The sequence below is a fragment of the Nocardia lijiangensis NBRC 108240 genome, assembly GCF_001613045.1.
Taxonomy (GTDB): Bacteria; Actinomycetota; Actinomycetes; order Mycobacteriales; family Mycobacteriaceae; genus Nocardia; species Nocardia lijiangensis.
The window spans coordinates 105904-123653 of record NZ_BDBP01000001.1 but is presented as its reverse complement, the minus strand read 5'-3'; the positions used below and the strand labels follow the sequence as shown (position 1 = coordinate 123653).

16 protein-coding genes are annotated in these 17750 nt (G+C 70.7%); 8 read left to right on the top strand and 8 right to left on the bottom strand.

Annotated features, from left to right (window positions below; all coding sequences use genetic code 11):
• Nucleotides 1-3 precede the first annotated feature (3 nt).
• Both NL1_RS00525 and NL1_RS00520 read right to left on the bottom strand, forming a co-directional pair.
• The gene (locus NL1_RS00525; RefSeq protein WP_156094581.1) at nt 4-357 is read right to left on the bottom strand and encodes a hypothetical protein; all 354 of its coding nucleotides are present in this window, start codon (nt 355-357) and stop codon (nt 4-6) included.
• A 116-nt stretch (nt 358-473) separates the two neighbouring features.
• The gene (locus NL1_RS00520; RefSeq protein WP_067832728.1) at nt 474-1022 is read right to left on the bottom strand and encodes a Uma2 family endonuclease; all 549 of its coding nucleotides are present in this window, start codon (nt 1020-1022) and stop codon (nt 474-476) included.
• Nucleotides 1023-1202: 180 nt separating this feature from the next.
• Between NL1_RS00520 and NL1_RS00515 the strand changes: the two genes are divergently transcribed.
• From NL1_RS00515 to NL1_RS00505, 3 genes are all read left to right on the top strand, one after another.
• Nucleotides 1203-2450, top strand: coding sequence for an AAA family ATPase (locus NL1_RS00515; RefSeq protein ID WP_067832955.1), 1248 nt, complete (start codon nt 1203-1205; stop codon nt 2448-2450).
• A gap of 66 nt (nt 2451-2516) precedes the next feature.
• Nucleotides 2517-2861, top strand: coding sequence for a hypothetical protein (locus NL1_RS00510; protein WP_067832726.1), 345 nt, complete (start codon nt 2517-2519; stop codon nt 2859-2861).
• A gap of 46 nt (nt 2862-2907) precedes the next feature.
• The gene (locus tag NL1_RS00505) at nt 2908-3414 is read left to right on the top strand and encodes a GNAT family N-acetyltransferase (protein ID WP_067832724.1); all 507 of its coding nucleotides are present in this window, start codon (nt 2908-2910) and stop codon (nt 3412-3414) included.
• A gap of 39 nt (nt 3415-3453) precedes the next feature.
• Here NL1_RS00505 and NL1_RS00500 read toward each other — a convergent pair whose 3' ends face one another.
• Entirely contained in the window at nt 3454-4104 is a 651-nt protein-coding gene (locus NL1_RS00500; protein WP_067832722.1) for an ACT domain-containing protein, read from the bottom strand.
• A gap of 363 nt (nt 4105-4467) precedes the next feature.
• On the opposite strand from NL1_RS00500, the gene gatC reads away from it, so the two are divergent.
• Both gatC and gatA read left to right on the top strand, forming a co-directional pair.
• The gene (gene gatC, locus NL1_RS00495) at nt 4468-4767 is read left to right on the top strand and encodes an Asp-tRNA(Asn)/Glu-tRNA(Gln) amidotransferase subunit GatC (RefSeq protein ID WP_067832951.1); all 300 of its coding nucleotides are present in this window, start codon (nt 4468-4470) and stop codon (nt 4765-4767) included.
• On the top strand, nt 4764-6290 hold the full coding sequence (gatA, locus tag NL1_RS00490) for an Asp-tRNA(Asn)/Glu-tRNA(Gln) amidotransferase subunit GatA (RefSeq protein WP_067832720.1): 1527 nt from the start codon (nt 4764-4766) through the stop codon (nt 6288-6290). Before gatC ends, gatA begins: the two co-directional genes overlap by 4 nt.
• Nucleotides 6291-6372: 82 nt before the next feature.
• Here gatA and NL1_RS00485 read toward each other — a convergent pair whose 3' ends face one another.
• From NL1_RS00485 to NL1_RS00470, 4 genes are all read right to left on the bottom strand, one after another.
• Nucleotides 6373-7617 (bottom strand): SGNH/GDSL hydrolase family protein, encoded by a 1245-nt coding sequence (locus NL1_RS00485; protein ID WP_067832718.1) that lies wholly within the window; start codon nt 7615-7617, stop codon nt 6373-6375.
• A 91-nt stretch (nt 7618-7708) separates the two neighbouring features.
• On the bottom strand, nt 7709-8155 hold the full coding sequence (locus tag NL1_RS00480) for an SRPBCC domain-containing protein (protein ID WP_067832715.1): 447 nt from the start codon (nt 8153-8155) through the stop codon (nt 7709-7711).
• Between the two features lie 88 nt (nt 8156-8243).
• Nucleotides 8244-9668 (bottom strand): alpha/beta-hydrolase family protein, encoded by a 1425-nt coding sequence (locus NL1_RS00475; protein ID WP_084510186.1) that lies wholly within the window; start codon nt 9666-9668, stop codon nt 8244-8246.
• Entirely contained in the window at nt 9665-10435 is a 771-nt protein-coding gene (locus NL1_RS00470) for a hypothetical protein (RefSeq protein WP_067832713.1), read from the bottom strand. The genes NL1_RS00475 and NL1_RS00470 overlap by 4 nt, the downstream gene beginning before the upstream one ends.
• Before the next feature lie 169 nt (nt 10436-10604).
• Between NL1_RS00470 and NL1_RS00465 the strand changes: the two genes are divergently transcribed.
• Together NL1_RS00465 and NL1_RS00460 are read left to right on the top strand one after the other, a co-directional pair.
• Nucleotides 10605-11825 (top strand): sensor histidine kinase, encoded by a 1221-nt coding sequence (locus tag NL1_RS00465; RefSeq protein ID WP_067832711.1) that lies wholly within the window; start codon nt 10605-10607, stop codon nt 11823-11825.
• Nucleotides 11826-11951: 126 nt separating this feature from the next.
• On the top strand, nt 11952-12617 hold the full coding sequence (locus NL1_RS00460; protein WP_067832709.1) for a response regulator: 666 nt from the start codon (nt 11952-11954) through the stop codon (nt 12615-12617).
• Here the strand turns inward: NL1_RS00460 and NL1_RS00455 are convergent, their stop codons facing one another.
• On the bottom strand, nt 12618-13490 hold the full coding sequence (locus NL1_RS00455; RefSeq protein ID WP_245673020.1) for a serine hydrolase: 873 nt from the start codon (nt 13488-13490) through the stop codon (nt 12618-12620). It lies immediately after the preceding gene.
• Between the two features lie 452 nt (nt 13491-13942).
• On the opposite strand from NL1_RS00455, the gene NL1_RS38840 reads away from it, so the two are divergent.
• Nucleotides 13943-17476, top strand: coding sequence for a serine/threonine-protein kinase (locus NL1_RS38840; RefSeq protein ID WP_176580412.1), 3534 nt, complete (start codon nt 13943-13945; stop codon nt 17474-17476).
• The last annotated feature ends 274 nt before the right edge of the window (nt 17477-17750 follow it).

Genomic DNA, 17750 nt, shown 5'->3' with positions numbered 1-17750 from the left:
CGATCAGGCGGGCTGGACCTGCACGGTGGCGCTTTCCTGGCCCTCGATCTCGAGGCGCGCGCAGTGCCCGCCTGGCTCGAGTTCGATGTGCCGCCGGTTGACCCGGCGCGGACCGGTGGTCTCCACCACGACCGTGGTGCCTCCCGTCGAACACACCTTGCTCACCGCCGGTCGAGCGGTATAGGTCGCGCTGCCGCTCTGGCACACGTTGGTGGCGTCGTTGAGGAACACCCTCGCGGTACCGTCCGGGCACGGCGCGTCGGCGATCGCCGTCTGCGGCACCGCGACCACCGCACCGGCGGCGATCGCCCCGATCACCGCACCGCGGATCACGAGCCGACGAAGCATTCGTGTCATCGCTGGACCTCATCCCTTGGAGACGCTCGGACAGCCACGCCCCCACAGGAGCTAGCGCCAGCATGCTAACCCCGATCGCCCCCGCTGTCCCCACGTCCGCCCGAGACGCCCGCCGACTACTCCTCGAACAGAATGTCTTCGACGGCGACCGCGGTGTCGGCGAAATGCAGCGGAATGAGCTCGCCGGGAAGGAACTTGCGAACGTTCGCATAGCCCCTCGGCGTGGGCTCGGTGTGTTCGTAGATCAGTTCCCTGGTGACGACCCAATAGACCGGGTACCCGCCCCGGCTGTAGAGATTGGCCTTGACGTTGAGGTCCGGCACCACCGTTTCGTCGGAAACCTCTACAACCAGCGAGATGTCCTCCGGTGCCCACACCGGGATCTTCTTGCCGACAACATCAATGGGTTCGGCATCGACCCGGCGGACCCAGCAGTCGGGATCCGGCAGTGAATCCTCGGTCGGCAGCGTCGCTCCGCTGACCTTGAACTGGCTCGACCGCAAAGCCGCCGCGACGCGGAATACCGCCTCTCCGTGCCAGCCCCCGATGACCACCGACCAAACCTCCCCCTCGACGAGTTCGACCCGACGGTCGAACGCACCCGCTTGCCACGCGCGCAAGAACTCGTCGCGGCTCCAGTGGTAGGCGATCGAGGCCTCGGTCATGGAGCCAAGCGTACCGTGTCGTGCTCCGACCGAGAGCGGATGCGCGTCGCATCCGGCCAGGTTGGGGCTAGGAAATCGAACTTATCCACAACGACGGACGGTGGCGGGCGTCGAGTGCTGATTCGTGCGGCGACGCGGGTTGGTGTCGCACAGGGGCGGGTGGGACGGAAGTATGGCGGCATGCTGCGGAGTTTTCAGGTGACCAACCACAGATCGCTGGCCGACCGGCAGGAGCTGCGGCTGACCAAGGGGAGTGGGCCGGTGGCGGTGCCGGTGACCGCGGTGCACGGGGGGACCGCGGCGGGGAAGACCAGCCTGATCGATGCGCTCGGGCACATGCGTGACGCGGTGCTGCATTCGGTCACCGGGTGGGATCCGTACGCGGGCCCGGTTCGTGCGCCGCACTTGGGTTTTCCGGATCGACCGACCGAGTTCGTTGCGGGGTTCGTCGCGGAGGGCTGCCCGTTCACCTACGGCTTCCGGCTGGACAATGCCGAGGTGACCGCCGAATGGTTGTACAGCCATCCGCGCTCGCGCAAGCGAATCGTGTTCGAGCGCAACGGCGAACAAATCAAAATCGGTCCCATGTTCGAGGCCGCCCGCTACGGCATCGCCGCGCTGGTGCCGCTGGCGCGTCCGAACGCGCTGCTGCTCAGCCTCGCCGGGCAGATGTACGCCGAGGCGCTGGTGCCCGCCTACCGCTGGTTCTCCTCGATGCTGGAGGTGCAGCGCGGCGCGGCCGAGCCGGACGCGGTGGCGCACCGGCTGGGCGGCCACATCTCGCGGTCCCCGGACAACGCGGCCCGGCTGCTGCTGTTGCTGCGCGCCGCCGAACTGGGCATCACGGATCTGCTGATCGCCGAGAACGACCCGCTCTACGCCGACTATCTGCGTGAACTCGACGCCGACATCGAAGGCACCGCCAAACAGGCCGAGCTGTGCGCCAACTCGCCCGCCCACGCCGACCGCCTGCTGCTGCAGGACAACGGGATCACCCCGCTGATGCTGGAACGGGAGCTGACGAATCTGCGCGCCGCCCGTGACGCGCTCTACACCCGTATGGTGGCCCGGCGCGGCGTCGGCCTCGGCTTGGTGCACGCGGGCATCGACGCCCCGTTCGACATCACCGACGAATCCGCCGCGACGCTCTCGCTGCTGCGGTTGCTGCCCACCATGCTCGACGCCCTCGACAACGGACGGGTGCTCGCTGTCGACGACATCGGCGCACATCTGCCCGCCGAGCAGGCCGATCGGCTGATCCAGCTGTTCCAGAACCCGGAGACCAATGCCCATGGCGCCCAGCTGGTTTTCACCACCGACAACCGCTCGCTGATCGATCGGGGCAACGGTCGTTCGCAGCGCACCCGCACGGCGGTCTGGCAGGTCCGCCGCACCGAGCGCGGTGCGAGCGAACTCGCGGCGCTCTGAAACCCACAGGGGACCGCACGGGCCGCGCGCCGAGGACGCGTGCGGCCCGCGCCATACGATGGGTGCATGCTGGAATTCGCAATGCTGGTGATCATGGTCACCACGCTGGTGGCGCTGCTCGTGGCCTATCGCCGGGGACGGCAGGGCTTCCAGATGGCACAACCGGAGTCCGGCTCGCTGTACGTCACGGGCGTGAGCCCGCGCCCGGAGGCCATGGGTGAGCAGTACGTCACCATCACCGGCAACTTGACCGGTCCGTCGGTGCCGGAGACCGTGGTCTACGGTCGCTTCGCTTGGGACGTGAATCAGTGGCCCGCGATCGGTGACTACATCCCGGTCGTCTACCCGCAGGGCAAGCCGGACCGGTGGCAGATTGCGCATCCGGGTAGCCGTCCGCCCCTGGGTTCCTGAACTGGTCGGATGTCAAGGTCGCCCGCGGCGGTGGCAGGATGCCGGTATGGGCGTGCACGAGATGGTCATCCGGACGGCGACTCCGGAGGAGTACGCCGCAGTCGGCGAGCTGACCGTCGACGTCTACGTGGGTGAGGGTTACGTCCCGCCAAGCAGCTCGTACGTCACCGAGCTCGCCGACACCGAGCGCAGGGCCGCCGCGGCGCAGATCCTGGTCGCGGTGCACGACGATCGCGTGGTCGGCTCGCTCACCGTCGCCCGGTACGGCTTGCCCTACGCGGAGATCGCCCGTCCCGGTGAGCTGGAGTTCCGCATGCTCGCGGTCGACAAGCGGGCCCGCGGACTCGGCGCGGGAACGGCGCTGGTGCGCACCGTGATCGAGACCGCGACCGCGGAATCGTGCGAGGCGGTGGCGCTGACCACCATGCCCGCGATGGTCGACGCCCGCCGCATCTACGATCGCTTAGGTTTCGTCGCTGTGCCGGAACGGGATTGGACGACGCCTGCGGGCGAGTTGCTCACCGTCTTGCGCTTGCCCCTGCCCCTACGCTGACCGCGCGGCAGGTCCGCTCAGGACTCGCGGAACGCGGGTTCAGCCGAGAACGGTCGCGACGATGCCCGCCAGGTAACCGAGCCGCGCCACCTCCGACGGACGGAAGTCCGGTCCGCCCGGCCTGCCGAGCAGCAGCACCCTGCCGGTGTTGCCCAGCGGCGCGGCGGCCAGCTTGGTATCCATGTCCCGCCAGATCTGCGGCACCCACTCGGCCTCCGGATCGAGCACGGCGGGCTTCTCGAGCGGCATCCACGGCGCCGAACCGGCCTGCGTCTGCGGCGCGCTCTGGCTGCCGACCACCCGGTAGGCGCCGTGCGGGCCCAGGTCGATCACGGTGCTCCAGCCGACCCGCAGCACGCGGGGCACACCGTCGACGAGCACTTGCAGCCGGTCGTCGCGTGCGCTGGCCACCTGGTCGATGAGCTCGAGTTCGCGGTGGGTGTCCAGCACGCCCGAATACGGGCGGATGGAGTCCACGTGGACGTCGCCGATCGATTCCGCGGCGGTGATGAGAGTGTCCGGGAGTGCGTTGGGTGGAACTTCCACGACGAGATCGTCCACGGCGAAGCCTGCCCCGCGTTCGACCACATCCAGCGAGAGGATGTCGGCGCCGACGGAACCCAATGCGAGCGCGAGTGCGCCGAGGCTTCCCGGGCGATCCGGAAGTTGCACGCGGAGCAGGTATGACACGCGCGTTCCTTTCCTCTGGCCGGCCGAGCCTGGTGGTCGGATACCCGGGTCTGGCAATACTTACACCCCTAACGGCCTGTTATCGACTCGAAGAGCGTCCAGTGACGAACACCACGCGGCAATTTCGCGCCATCGCGGCGTGTCGCTCTAGATTTCGGGGTGTGTCGTCGCGGTTCGTGCTGTTGGACGGGTGTTGAGTCGCGCGGCGTACTGTCGATGTGTCCACCGCAGCCCGGCGACGACCGGGTGGGCGGAGCGATCCCGGTCGCGGACTAACATCTTCCGTGCACGATGTGAGCCGAGCGCCAGCGCGGTCGTCGTGCACGGCCACCCATGCACAACCATGCCGAAAGGGGTCCCGCGGTGCCCGCCATCTCCCGCGACGAGGTCGCACACCTCGCCCGGCTGTCCCGGCTCGCGCTGTCCGACGCCGAACTGGATCAGTTCGCCGGTCAGCTGGATTCGATCCTGAGCCACGTGCGGACCATTTCCGAGGTCGCCGCCGCCGACGTCCCGGCCACGTCCTCGCCGAATCCGGCGACCAACGTCACGCGCCCCGACGAGCTGGTGCCCGGCCTGACGCCGCACCAGGCCTTGGCGGCCGCGCCCGCGGTCGACGAGCAGCGCTTCCTGGTGCCGCAGATTCTGGGAGAGGGCGAATGAGTACAGCATCGCAGGGCGATTCCGTGAGGGGCGGCGGCCGGGAGACGGGTGGGCCGGAGCTGACCACCCTCAGCGCGGCCGAACTGGCCGCGAAGATCCACGCCCGCGAGGTGTCCTCGGCCGAGGTCACCCAGGCGCACCTGGATCGGATCGCCGAGGTGGACGGCGAGCTCAACGCGTTCCTGCACGTCGCGGGCGAGCACGCGCTCGCGGCCGCGACCGCGGTGGATGCGGCGCTGGCCGAGGGCCAGGCGCCCGCCTCGCCGCTGGCCGGAGTTCCGTTGGCACTCAAGGACGTGTTCACCACCACGGACATGCCGACCACCTGCGCCTCGAAGATTCTCGAGGGCTGGATGTCGCCGTACGACGCGACGCTGACCACCAAGCTGCGCGCGGCGGGCATCCCGATCCTCGGCAAGACCAACATGGACGAGTTCGCCATGGGCTCGTCCACCGAGAACTCCGCCTACGGCCCGACCCGCAACCCGTGGGACACCACGCGCGTCCCGGGCGGCTCCGGCGGCGGCTCGGCGGCCGCGCTGGCCTCGCACCAGGCGCCGCTGGCCATCGGCACCGACACCGGTGGCTCGATCCGGCAGCCCGCCGCGGTGACCGCGACCGTCGGCACCAAGCCGACCTACGGCACGGTCTCGCGCTTCGGCCTGGTCGCCTGCGCGTCCTCGCTGGATCAGGGCGGGCCCTGCGGCCGCACGGTGCTCGACACCGCGCTGCTGCACGAGGTGATCGCCGGGTACGACCCGAAGGACTCCACCTCGCGCAACGTGCCGGTGCCGCCCGTGGTGGCCGCCGCGCGCGCGGGTGCCGCGGGCGATCTGCGCGGCGTGAAGATCGGCGTGGTCAAGGAACTGCACTCCGACAGCTACCAGCCGGGTGTGCTCGCCTCCTTCGACGCCGCGGTCGGCGTGCTGAAGGAGCTGGGCGCCGAGGTCGTCGAGGTGTCCTGCCCGCACTTCGAATACGGCCTGCCGTCCTACTACCTGGTGATGCCCTCGGAGGTGTCGTCGAACCTGGCGCGCTTCGACGCCATGCGCTACGGCCTGCGCGTCGGCGACGACGGCACGCACAGCGCCGAGCAGGTCATGGCGCTGACCCGCGCGGCGGGCTTCGGCCCCGAGGTCAAGCGCCGCATCATGATCGGCACCTACGCGCTCTCGGCGGGCTACTACGACGCCTACTACGGTCAGGCGCTCAAGGTTCGCACCCTGATCGCGCGCGACTTCGACGCCGCCTACGAGCAGGTCGACGTGCTGGTCTCGCCGACGAGCCCGTTCACCCCGTGGAAGCTGGGCGAGAAGGTCGACGACCCGCTGGCCATGTACCTGTCGGACTTGTGCACGCTGCCGACCAACCTGGCGGGCCACCCGGCCATGTCGGTGCCGTCGGGGCTGAGCAAGGACGACGGCATGCCGGTGGGGCTGCAGATCATGGCGCCCGCGCTGGCCGACGACCGGCTGTACCGGGTCGGCGCGGCCTACGAGGCCGCCCGCGGACCCATCGCCTGACGGCAGTCCGGACAACGGCGAGCGGGCCGGGGTGCGATACCCCGGCCCGCTCGCCGTTTCGGTGCTCGGTCGGTCTTACGCCTCAGCGCAGGTCGGCGAGGTTCACGGCCTGCGCCATCGCGCGGTAGCCCGCGTCGTTGGGGTGCAAGCGATCTCCGCTGTCGAAGGCGGGGTGCAACCGGCTCGGGTCCGCCGGATCGGCGAGCGCGGCGGCGGTGTCGACGACCGCGTCGTACTCGCCGGAGGTGCGGATCCACTCGTTGACGGCCGAGCGCTTGATCTCGCCCTCCGGCGTGTCGTATGGCGAACCGCCGAACGGCAGGATGGTCGCGCCGATGACGCGAAGTCCAGCGGCGCGGGCCCGCGCGATCAGCTCCCGGTGCGCGGCGATCAGCTGGTCCGCCGAGACCGGCGTCGGCGGCTCACCCAGGTTGGCCGCGCCCGCGCTGAGGCCGATGTCGTTGGCGCCCTCCAGGATGATCACCGTGCCGACGCCCGGCTGGTCGAGGACGTCGCGCTGGAAGCGGCGCAGCGCGCTGTCGCCGAGCCAGTCGGAGTCGACGGTCACCCGATTGCCGCCGATGCCCTGGTTCAGCACTGCGCGCGGGGCGCCCGCCGCGGCGAGGCGTTCGGCGAGTTCGTCGGGAAAGCGGTTGTCCGCGTCGGTGATCGACCCGACGCCGTCGGTGATGGAGTCGCCGAAGGCCACCACGGCTGGTGGGTTCGGTGCGAGATCGGCCACTTCGACGCCCGCCAGGTAGTACCAGGTCGGGGTGGACTCGGTGAATGCCGCGGCGGTCGGGTCGGTGCGGTGATCGCCCGCGGCGCGGTAGGTGGTGGCGATGGCCTGCGAGTGCTGCGTGGCGGGGCCGGTCGGCTCGGCGAAGTACAGCGTGATGGTGACCGAGTCGAAGGCATTGAGCGGCAACGCGATCGGATCGGTGACGAGGTCGGCGCCCGGCGCGATCACGAAGGTCGGTGACAGCCCGACGGTCAGGTGCGACAGAGTCTCGGGCCGGATGGCGCCCGCGCCGGCGGTCCGCGCGATGGTCGCGCCGGTGATCGTCAGCGGCGCGGCGCCGTAGCGGTTGGTTAGCCGCACCCGGGTGGTGAGCCCGCCCTCGCTGACCCGAACCACTTGGCGCAGCGTCTGATTCGCGAAGCCCTCCTGCGCCCAGTTGGTCACGAACGCGCGGCTCGGCCAATGCGGCGACGTTGCCCACGCCGCGGTCCACCCCGGCGGCTCCGCGGGGCGAGCGCCCGCGGACGCGGCGGTGAACGGTAGCAGGATCAGCAGCAGAGCCAGCAGGGCTCGAACGATGCGCACGACGTAATCCGTTCTCTCGTGGTCGAACTCGGCGTATCGCCGAACACCGACGACACAACCACGAGAGCGCCGGGACGATTCCCGGCGTGTGTCAGGCAGTGCGCAACGTCTCGGCGCGGCGCTGGACGCCCGCTGTCATGCCCTCGAAACCGCGGCGCAGATTCGCGCCGAGCACCGCGGCCACCACCGGATGGAACCAGCCGCCGAGCTCGAAATGCGATTCGTACCGGGTGCGGTCGGGGCTCACCGCGGTGACGGTGTGCGAGCGCAGGCTGTGCAGCGCGCCCAGTGGCACCGGCCTCATCGAGTAACTGAGCTCGCGGCCCGGGGTGTGGCTGCGAATCCACTCGCGCTGGCGTCGCGGGGTGGAGCCGTAGACCTGCACGAGCATGTCGATCGGCTCGCCGGGCGTCAGCGTGCTCTCGCATTCGCTGACGAAGGGGTTCCACTCGCCGTAGCGGGGGAGGTCCGTGATCACCTGCCACACCAGGTCGGCCGGTGCGTCGATGTACACGGCCGCGTCGATGACAAAGCTCATGGGAGGAAATTAGAACAAGTTCTATTGCCGCGTCAATGGATGGCGCGCTCAGCGGCGCTCGGCAGAAGCCCGGCGCTGAGCGGTGCGCTCAGCAGAAGCCGAGCGCCGTGCCCTGATCGGTGCCGTAGCGGTGGCCGTGGCCCGGCGGTGCGTCCAGCGCGGCGAGCAAGTCCGCGGCGGTCTGGAGGAAGCTCACCACCGGCAGCCAGCGCGGGACAGGCGCGTCCACCCGCGCGCCGGCCAGGTCGGGCGCGCGCCACAGCAGGGCGGGCGACCAGTGCACGACCGGGTCGGAGCTGTTGGCCAGCACGGTCGCGCCTGCGCGGTGCACCTCGCCCGCGGGCGGGCCAGCCCAGAGCGCGGCGCAGGTGCGGCGGTCCTGCTCGGCGTCATCGGCGAAGATCGCGCTGCCGCCGAGCGCGCCGAGGCTCTGGCCGTAGACGAACAGTCGTGGCGGCTCGGGCATGGCGCGCAGGCGTTGCTCCACGGCATCGAAGAGTGCGTTGGCGGCCCGCACCGCGTCGGCGCGGCCGAAGAGAAACGTCACCCAGCTCGGCGCGTAGGAGTACTGGAGTCCGACCACCGCCACGTCACCGCCGAAGCGTTCGGTGAACCCGGTTACCGCGTTGGCGTCGATCCAGCCGGATCCTGTCGGCAGCGCGACCACGATATTGGACCGATGCAGCCCGCCCGAGCGCTCCAGCTCCCGGATCGCCAGTGCTACACGGGAATCGAGGTCCGGCGCGGAATCGACGCCGACGTACACGCGCACCGGTCCTTCGGGCTGCCCGCTGACGAACTTGCGCCCCTGCGCGCCCAGCGAAGGCCAGCTCACCGCCGACTCGGCGCTGCCCGACCTGGTGCGCGAAACGGGTTGCGTCAGCGCCGGATCCATCGCGACATTGGCGGCCGCGTAGACCTGCTGACGCCACCCCACCACCGCGGGCGTAAGCACCAGGTAGCCCACCGCCGCGGTGACCAGGCCCAGCACCAGTCCGCGCAGCAGGCCGAGCTTGCGCAGTGCCCAGCCCAGCGCCTTGGCCACCCCGACGATCAGGCCGGTGAGCACCGCGGCACCGAACGCGTAGCGCAGCCAGTAGCCGGGGCCGATCGGCGGCGTGCCCATGGCGGCGCGCAGGTCGTTCTGCCAGTGTCCGGCGCGCCAGGCGGCGAATATCACGGCCGCGCCGACCGCCATGAGCAGCGCCCGGCGGTAGCGACCGAAGCGCTCGTCGACGTCGAAGTGCAAGCGGCCGAGCAAGAATCGCAGTGCCACGGCGAATCCGAGCGCGCCCGAGATCAGGAGGGCGGTGAGCACCGCCTGCGCGCCGGGCGTGCGGGGGAGGAGATTCGGCGCGAGCGAGATGAGTGTTCCGGCACCGACTCCCAGCGTCGTCCCAATGCGTGGTGCAGTCCAGGCGGTGGCGAGCCGTGCCCATCTCGGGTGATGTGGTTGCGGTGCCGTCGGTGTGCGTCGAGGGGTTTCGGCGATTCGCCGCGTCGTGATGGTCATGCCGAAACTCGCACAGCAGCAGCACTGTTCGTGAGAAAGGTGTGGCCCGATCGACCGTCGGGCGCTTGCCGAAGTGCGCCGAGGAGCAGCGCGAGGAGTGCGCCGAGGCCCAGTGTCCCGAGCCCGGCGAGACCGACCAGCCATCCGCTGAGCCCGGACGCCGCACCGCCCGCGCCGAGCAGCGTCTCCACGACCGGTGCGCCGTAGTGCTGGCGGCGCGAGTTCAGGTCCACCACGGTGTCGGCGATGTCGGCCATCGCGTAGCACCGGGCCCGCGCCCACGACTCGGTGCGGTCGTCGCAGGCCTCCTGCATCCGGCGGTCGAGCGCCGCGTCGACGGCCTGCCTCGCCCACGGGCCGAGCGGTTCGCCGCGCAGATCCGCGTAGCGCAGCAGGTCGTAGCCGAGATCGTGTGCCTTGCAAGCGGTGTCGAACTCGGCGGGCAGCGGGACGGGCGAGGAGCAGTCGCCGCCCGGGTTGGTCAGCAGGCCGTGCACCGGCACCGGCCGGTAGCCGAGCGCGGCCGTGAAATCGTCGGGAAGGTTTGTGGCCGAGCCATTTTCGCCCGCGGTGAGCGCGGCGACCGCAGTGGCGGCCGCGACGTTCTCGACGACGGGCGGCGCGGCGATGGCCGCCTGCGCGGCGGGGGCCATGGCGACGGTGGCCGACATCGTGGTCAGCGCCGCGGCCGTCAGCGCCGCGACCCGGCGCAGCCCGAGGGGGGCGGCAGGGCGGCGGTCGGTGGCGGTGATGGTCTCGGTCCTCATGGGCCTCGACGCTAAGAACGGCGCACGCTCACCGGCCTCCCGCCGAAGTGGGGTTTGCGCCGCCGTGCCGTCGGGGGATCGGGTGGATCGGCTCACCCCGGGGTACGGGGTCCGAATTCACCCGTGGGTATGAGGCACGGGCCCGGCCGGGGTTTCTAGGGTCTTAACCATGAAGGAGAAGACCCGTGGCCTGGCGAAGCGGATGGACGCGCGCCTCTGGTTCGACGCGTTCGTCGTGCTCAGCGCGCTCATCCTCTACTCCGTCGCGTGGCCGACGCTGCACGTGACGCACGCCGTGTCGCCGGGAGCGCAGCCGTTCATCGCCGCGCTTGCCGCGTTCCCGATCCTGCTCGTGCGGGTCAACCCGGCGCTGGGCTGGGCCATCTCCGCGGGCTCGGCGCTGCTCATCGCGCTCGCCATCCCGCACCAGCCGAACAACGACCTGCCGTTCCAGGTGGTGCAGGTGATCGTGCTGATCGCGCTGCTGTTCGCGGTGGGACTGCGCGCTCCGGTGCAGACGGTGGCGGTCGTGTGGGGCGCGACCTCGCTGTTGTTCGGCACGACCATGCCGGGCGAGGGCGAGGCGTTCGCCAACGCGGCGTGGGGCTGGCCCATCGCGCTGGCGGCGGTGGTGCTGTTCGCCCTGCTCGTCCGGTGGCTGGCACTCTCGCGCAAGGAACTGGTGCGTCGCGAGGAGGAGAACGAGCTGGAGCGGGCCCGCCGTGCCATCCTCGAGGAGAAGGCGCGCATCGCCCGCGACCTGCACGACGTGGTGGCCCACCACATGTCCCTCGTGGTGGTGCAGGCGCAGACCGCGCCGTACCGGGTGGAGGGCGTGACCCCGGCCGCGCGCGCCGAATTCGAATCGATCGGCGCCACCGCCCGCGAGGCGCTCAACGAGATCCGCGGCATGCTCGGCGTGCTGCGCAGCGACGGTCAGCTGCCCGAGCACGCGCCCCAGCCGAAGGCTCAGGACGTGCTCGCGCTGTTCGAGGGCGCCCGGCGCGCAGGCGTGACGATCGATTGGACGATCGAGGGCGACGTCGGCTCGGTCCCCGAGACCACCGGGCTCGCGCTGTACCGGATCGTGCAGGAGTCGCTGTCGAATGCCTCGCGGCACGCACCGGGGGCGCCGGTGCGGGTGGAGATCGCCTGCGGTGCGGAACTGGCTCTGCGCGTCGTCAACGGGCCCGGCGCGACGCCCGCGCGGCCGGTAGGCAACGGCGGACACGGCATCGCGGGCATGCGGGCCAGAGCGTTGGCCGTCGGCGGCGAGGTGACCGCCGGTCCGCGCGCCGATGGTGGGTTCGAGGTGCAGGCCCGGCTCCCGCTGGGCGCCGTGCTCGCGGCTCCCGCGGCGGTGCCGGTCGCGACGCCGCCGGTGCAGTAAGGCGCACCTCCGCTCCGGCCATGCGCGGCTTACGCCGGACTTCGCCTGGCGGCGTCCATGAGGGCGTACCTCGGGGGCGTACCTCCGCGATCGGACGTGTGCGGGCGCGGCAATTAGGGTAGGCGCGTGGCAATAACGGTTTTGATCGCCGACGACCAAGCGATGGTGCGCCAGGGTTTCGGCGCGCTGCTCGCCGCCCAACCGGACATCAGCGTCGTCGGCGACGCCCCCGACGGCAAGGTCGCGGTGGCCGAGGCCAAACGGCTGCGCCCGGACGTCGTGCTGATGGACGTGCGCATGCCGGAGATGAACGGGCTGGACGCGGCGCGCGCCATCCTCGCGGCGGGCTTCGACCCGCCGGTGCGGGTGCTCATGCTGACCACCTTCGACATCGACGACTACGTGTACGAGGCACTCAGCCTGGGCGCCAGCGGGTTCCTCCTCAAAGACGCGCCCGCCGAAGAGCTGGTGCGCGCGGTGCGGGTGGTCGCCGACGGGCAAGCGCTGCTCGCGCCGACCGTCACCCGCAGGCTCATCGCCGACGTCACCAGCCGCAGGGCCGCGACGCGCGCCAAACCCGCGCCGCAACTGGCCACCCTCACGCCGCGAGAGCGGGAGGTGCTGGAGCTGATCGCGAAAGGCATGTCCAACACCGAGATCGCCGAGGCGCTGTTCGTGGCCGAGCAGACCGTGAAAACCCATGTCTCCAAGGTCTTCTCGAAGCTGAACCTGCGCGACCGTGCGCAGGCCGTCGTGCTCGCCTACGAATCCGGGCTGGTCACGCCCGGCTGATCAGTCCGTGCACTTGCCGCCGCGCAGCTCGTCCACGTGGCGGCCCAGCAGCGCAGCCAGGCTGTCCAGCAGCGCGGTCGCGTCCGTGAAGCCGCCCGAATCCGCCTGTGCCGCAAGGGCGATCGCCACCAGACCGGACCGGCTCGGCAGCAACCCGAACTGGCGCGCCGTGTAGACCCCGGTCTCGTCGTCGGGGCCCCAGCCGCCCTTGAACTCGGTGCCCTCCAAGGTTCCGAGACCCCAGGCCTGGTCGGGGATGATCTCGCCCATCAGCCGGGTCACCGTCTCGGTCTGCGGCAGGCACGGCAGGCGCGAGGCGAAGCGGACCTGATCGGTCAGGGTCCACTCGGTCGCGCCGAAAGCCTTGTAGTCCAGCCGGGTCCGCGGGCCCGCCACGCCGGTGACCGCGTCGCCCGCCTCGTCGAGGACCTGCTGCACGGCCTGCGCCGCCTCCAGCCCGTTGCCGAGCGAATTCCACAGCGCGTCGGCGGCGGCGTTGTCGGAGACGGTGATCGCCGCCTCGGCGTCGGGCATGGCGCCCTCGGGGTCGTGGCGCAGCGCCGCGATCGCCAGCGGAACCTTGATCGTGGACCAGGCGATGCCGGTGGTCCAATCCCCGAAGACGGTGATCCGGTTACCACCTACCGGCATGATCGCCAAGCCGACCTGTCCCCGCAGGGTGGGGTGCAGCTGGGTGAAATCGGCCGCGAGCGAGTTCGGCAGGCTCACCGTGCGTCCCGCGGCCCAGGTGCCCGCCGTCTGCGCGGCCACGGTCGCGGTGGTGTGCTTCTCCGCCCGCTCCGGCCCCAGGCCGCACGACACCATGGCCAGCAGTGTCGCCGCGACGGCTCCGCGTAGCAGCGGACGAGACACGGAAACGATTCGAGCCGACTTCACCACCGTCAAACCTCCCCACCGCCCGCGCGTGCGTGCCGCGCTGCCCTCGGCGGTGCCAACTACCCGTCCAACCCGTCCGGGCGAATCACCGGCCGAGAACCCACCACCGTTCTCGCTCGTGGGAAGTGACGCGATGATGATGTGCTGTACATAGTTTTGCCGATCCGCGCGCAGAACTCGAAACCGCGTGCTCCGACGGGGTTCCGACCAGGGACTTTCGGCCTTCGTTGTGGCCCGTGCGTGGGGATGTCGATGGCCGTTGTCCGGCTGCGTCTATCAGTGTCTTCTCGCTATGACCGTGCGCTGGGCTGTCGACGGACTCGTCCGGCGGCATACCTCCGCCTTCGCTTCGGTCTGCGCAGGCCATCGACGGACCTGGTCCGGCGGCGTCCATTAGGCTGGCTGTTCTGGACCGAAAGGGGGTCGCCTTGCTCACTAGCGGTGAGGTGTTCGCGGGGTTCACCGTGGAACGGCTGCTCGGGCAGGGTGGAATGGGCTTGGTCTACCTCGCCCGGCATCCCAGACTGTCCCGGCTCACCGCACTCAAGCTCCTCAACCGCGATCTGTTTCTGGACGCCGAGGTGCGAGCTCGCTTCGACCGCGAGGCCGACCTGGCCGCGCAGCTGGACCACCCGAGCATCGTGGCGGTCTACGACCGTGGCTCCGAGGACGGGCAGCTGTGGATCTCCATGCAGTACGTCGACGGGGTCGACGCCGCCGCGGTGAACCCGTTGGCGCTGCCGCCCGAGAAGGCCGTGCAGATCATCGAAGGCGTCGCGGACGCACTGGATTACGCGCACGGCATGGGGGTGCTGCACCGGGACGTGAAGCCGGCCAACATCATGCTGGCCCGGTCCAGCGGCGGGCAGGGGGAGCGGGTCTTCCTCACCGATTTCGGCATCGCCAGGCTGCGCGAGGACTCCGCTCACCTCACCCAGACCGGCATGTTCACCGCCACCCTGGCCTACGCCTCGCCGGAACAGATGACCGGCGCGCCCCTCGGCAACCGCTCCGATCAATACTCACTGGCCTGCGCGCTGTACTGGCTGCTGGCCGGCGTCGGGCCGTTCGATGCCGACAACCCCGCCGACATCATCCACGGCCACCTCCAACTCCCGTTGCCTTCGGTCCGGCTGCGCAGGCCCAGCCTGAATCCCGCCCTGGACGCGGTGCTCGCGGCGGGCATGGCGAAACGCCCGGAACACCGCTACCGCTCGTGCGCCGAATTCGCCTCCGCCGCCCGCAAGGCCCTCACCGCGGTCGGACCGCCCCCGCTACCGGTCCTCCCCCCACCCGCCTACGCGCCCCAGCCGTACCCGGCGCCACCCGGCTACCCCCAACCCTTGCCGATGCACCCGGCACGGCCGATGCCACCGCAACCGATGCCACCGCAACCGATTCCGCCGCAACCGGTTCCGATGCAGGTCCCTCCTCCGCCGATTCCGCCGCCACATCATCCGGCTGCGATTCCGGTCCCGCCGAATGTGCCGCCGGGTCGCCCGGGAGTAGTGCAACCGCCGGCCATGCCTGTACAACAGTCGCCGGTTCCGCCGCATCCTGGGCCGATACCGGTGCCGCCGAACGCTTCTCCGCCTGGTTCAGGCCAACCACCCGTCGCGCAACCGGTGCCGCCGAACGCATCTCCGTCTGGAGTAGGCCAACCTGCTGCGGCGGAGCCGTTGGCTGCCCCATCGTCGCAGCAGCCGGGTTTGCCGCATCCTGCGCCGGTGCCGCCGAACGCACCGTCGCCTGGAGCGGGTCAGCCTGCCGCGGTGCAATCGTCGGCTGCCCCGGCGGCGCAATCGCAGGTTCCGCAACCTGCGCCGATGCCGGTGCCGCCCAGTGCATCTCCGCCTGGAGCGGGCCAGCGCGGGGTGGAGCCGTTGGCTGGTCCTTCGTCGCAGCCGCCCGTTCCACCGCAGCCGGCTCCGATTCCGTCGCCGCCGAAAGGACCTGCCCCCGGACCGGGCCAACCTGCCGCCGTACAGTCGTCGCCGCAGCTGCCAGCGCCACTGCAATCTGCGCCGGTAACTATGCCGCCCAATGCGCCTTCGCCTGGTTCGGGCCAACCAGCCCCGGCGCAGCCGTTGGCTGAGCTGGTGCCACCGCAGCCTGCCCCGATTTCGGTTCCGCCGAACGCATCGCAGTCTGGATCGGCCCAAGACTTCGCGGCGCAGCGGTCGGCCGACCCGATGCAGCAGCCGCTGCCGCAGCCGCCGGGGCAGCCGCAACCAGCGCCGGTACCGTTGCCGCCCAATGTATCTCAGCCCAGCTCGGGCCAACCTGCCGCCGCGCAGCCATTGGCCGACTGGGCGTCGCAGCCGCCAGTTCCTCGGCAATCGGCTCCGATGCCGTTGCCGCCGAACGCTTCTCCGCCCGGAGTTGGTCAGCCTGCTGCGGCGGAGCCGTTAGCCGCCCCAGTGCCGCAGCCGCCGGTTCCGCCGCAGTCTGCTCCGATATCGGTGTCGCCGAACGCTTTCGAAGAGAGCATTCTGCCGTCAGTTCCGGGAGCATCGCAGCCGGTCGAGGTGGCGACGGCCGATTCGGGTGGCGCTCCGTCGATGCACGGCGAGGCCGCGGTAGGCGCACCCGAGGGTGCGTCCGTGCGAAGCGGTGAAGTAGCCGGGGCGCAGGCCGGTGGGGCGGCGTCTGGTTCAGACATGCCGCCCGAGCAGGAAGGCATGGCGAGGGGGCAGGAATCATCGACGCTGGGAGGCCATTCGGAGCCGCCGCAACCGTCTTCGCAGGATGCTGCCGCGCCGGGCCAGGGTGATGCGTTGTCGCAGTCGGCGGCCGCGGGTTCATCCGAGTCGCCTCGGCCGGGAGCGGAAGCCGTTGGCGGCGAAGAGAAGCCGTCGTCTGCGAGCCATCGTCCCGAACCTGCGGGAGCATCGCAGGTAGAGAGCGAGGAGTCCGGCGGAGCCGAGGGCGGTGCGCAGCGGCGGGACTCTGCTGCAACGCCGTCACCGAGTCTCGTCGGGCCGCCGGTCGTACCGCCGATGCCCGGAGCAGAAGCCATTGGCGGCGAAGAGAAGTCGTGGCCTGCGGGCGGTCATCTCGAAGCTCCGGGTGTATCGCCGATGGGGAGTGCGCAGTCCGGCGCGGTTGCGGGCGGTGCGCAGCGGCGGGGCTCCGCGGTTGCGCCCTCACCGGGCCGCGCCGCGCCGCCGCCGGTCGTGCCGCCGATGCCGGGGCCGGTAAACGGGGCATCCGGTCCACCTCCCGGATATCCACCGCACGGGCCGAATCACCCAGGGGTCCAGCCGGTGCCGCCGCGCCGCGGGCTCGCCGGGGTGTTCGGTGTGCTCGCGCTGGGGCTGGTGGTGGTCGTCGCGCTCGCGGTTGGGGCGGTCGTCGTGCTCGTGTCACGGTCCGATTCGGGGCAGGAGACCGCGGCGGCCCCGGCGACAGCCCTACCGAAGGCGGCTTCGCCCGCGCCTGCCCCGGATCCGCTGGCGGCGAGCAGGCGAGCGTTCCCGACGTTGCTGCCGCAGGAGGAGGGCAGCATTGGCGAGGGCTACGACGAAGCCACCTGCTACGCCGAGAAGCGCGGGGATCGGTTGAACATCGACGAGGAGGCGCTCACCTCCAGCCCGTGGATCCTCGCCTGGGAATGCCGTCGCGACGTCGGCAACCCGTTCGGCATGAGCTACACCGTGCTGGAGTACCAGTCCGCTGCCGCGGCGCGCTCGGTCGTCGAGAAGCTGCCCGCCAACGCCGCGACGCCGGGGCGCAAGTCGGGTGTGCCCTTCACCCAGCACCTGTGGATCAGGGCGGATCCGCCGGGACCAGTGCCGTCCTACTACTACACGGCGAGACTCGTGGTCGGCTTCCCCTCCGAGACGACTCACGCGAATTACCTTGTGTACGCGAGCCATCGGGGCCCCGCCCGAAATCCCCAGGTACCGCTGCCCCCTGCCGAGGACGAGCTCGCGGAGTGGTGGACGACAGCGCCACTGTGATGACGGGGGTGGCGGCACTCCATGCCGCCGCAACGAATCGCACTCCGCTTCCAGTACGCAGCCCTGGATCCCCCATGCCTTCGATCCACAGACTCTCGACATGCTTCACATAGGCACCGACGCTGTGATGCGTATGAAACCTGTGTGACGACAGACTCTCTCGCCTCGTATCGACTTCCACGCCGCCGACGACATCACGCTCAGTCGACCGCATCGCCCTCACAATCGGCATCCGCGCCGCACGCAATGCGGGCGGGTTGGAGCCGAGCAGGGC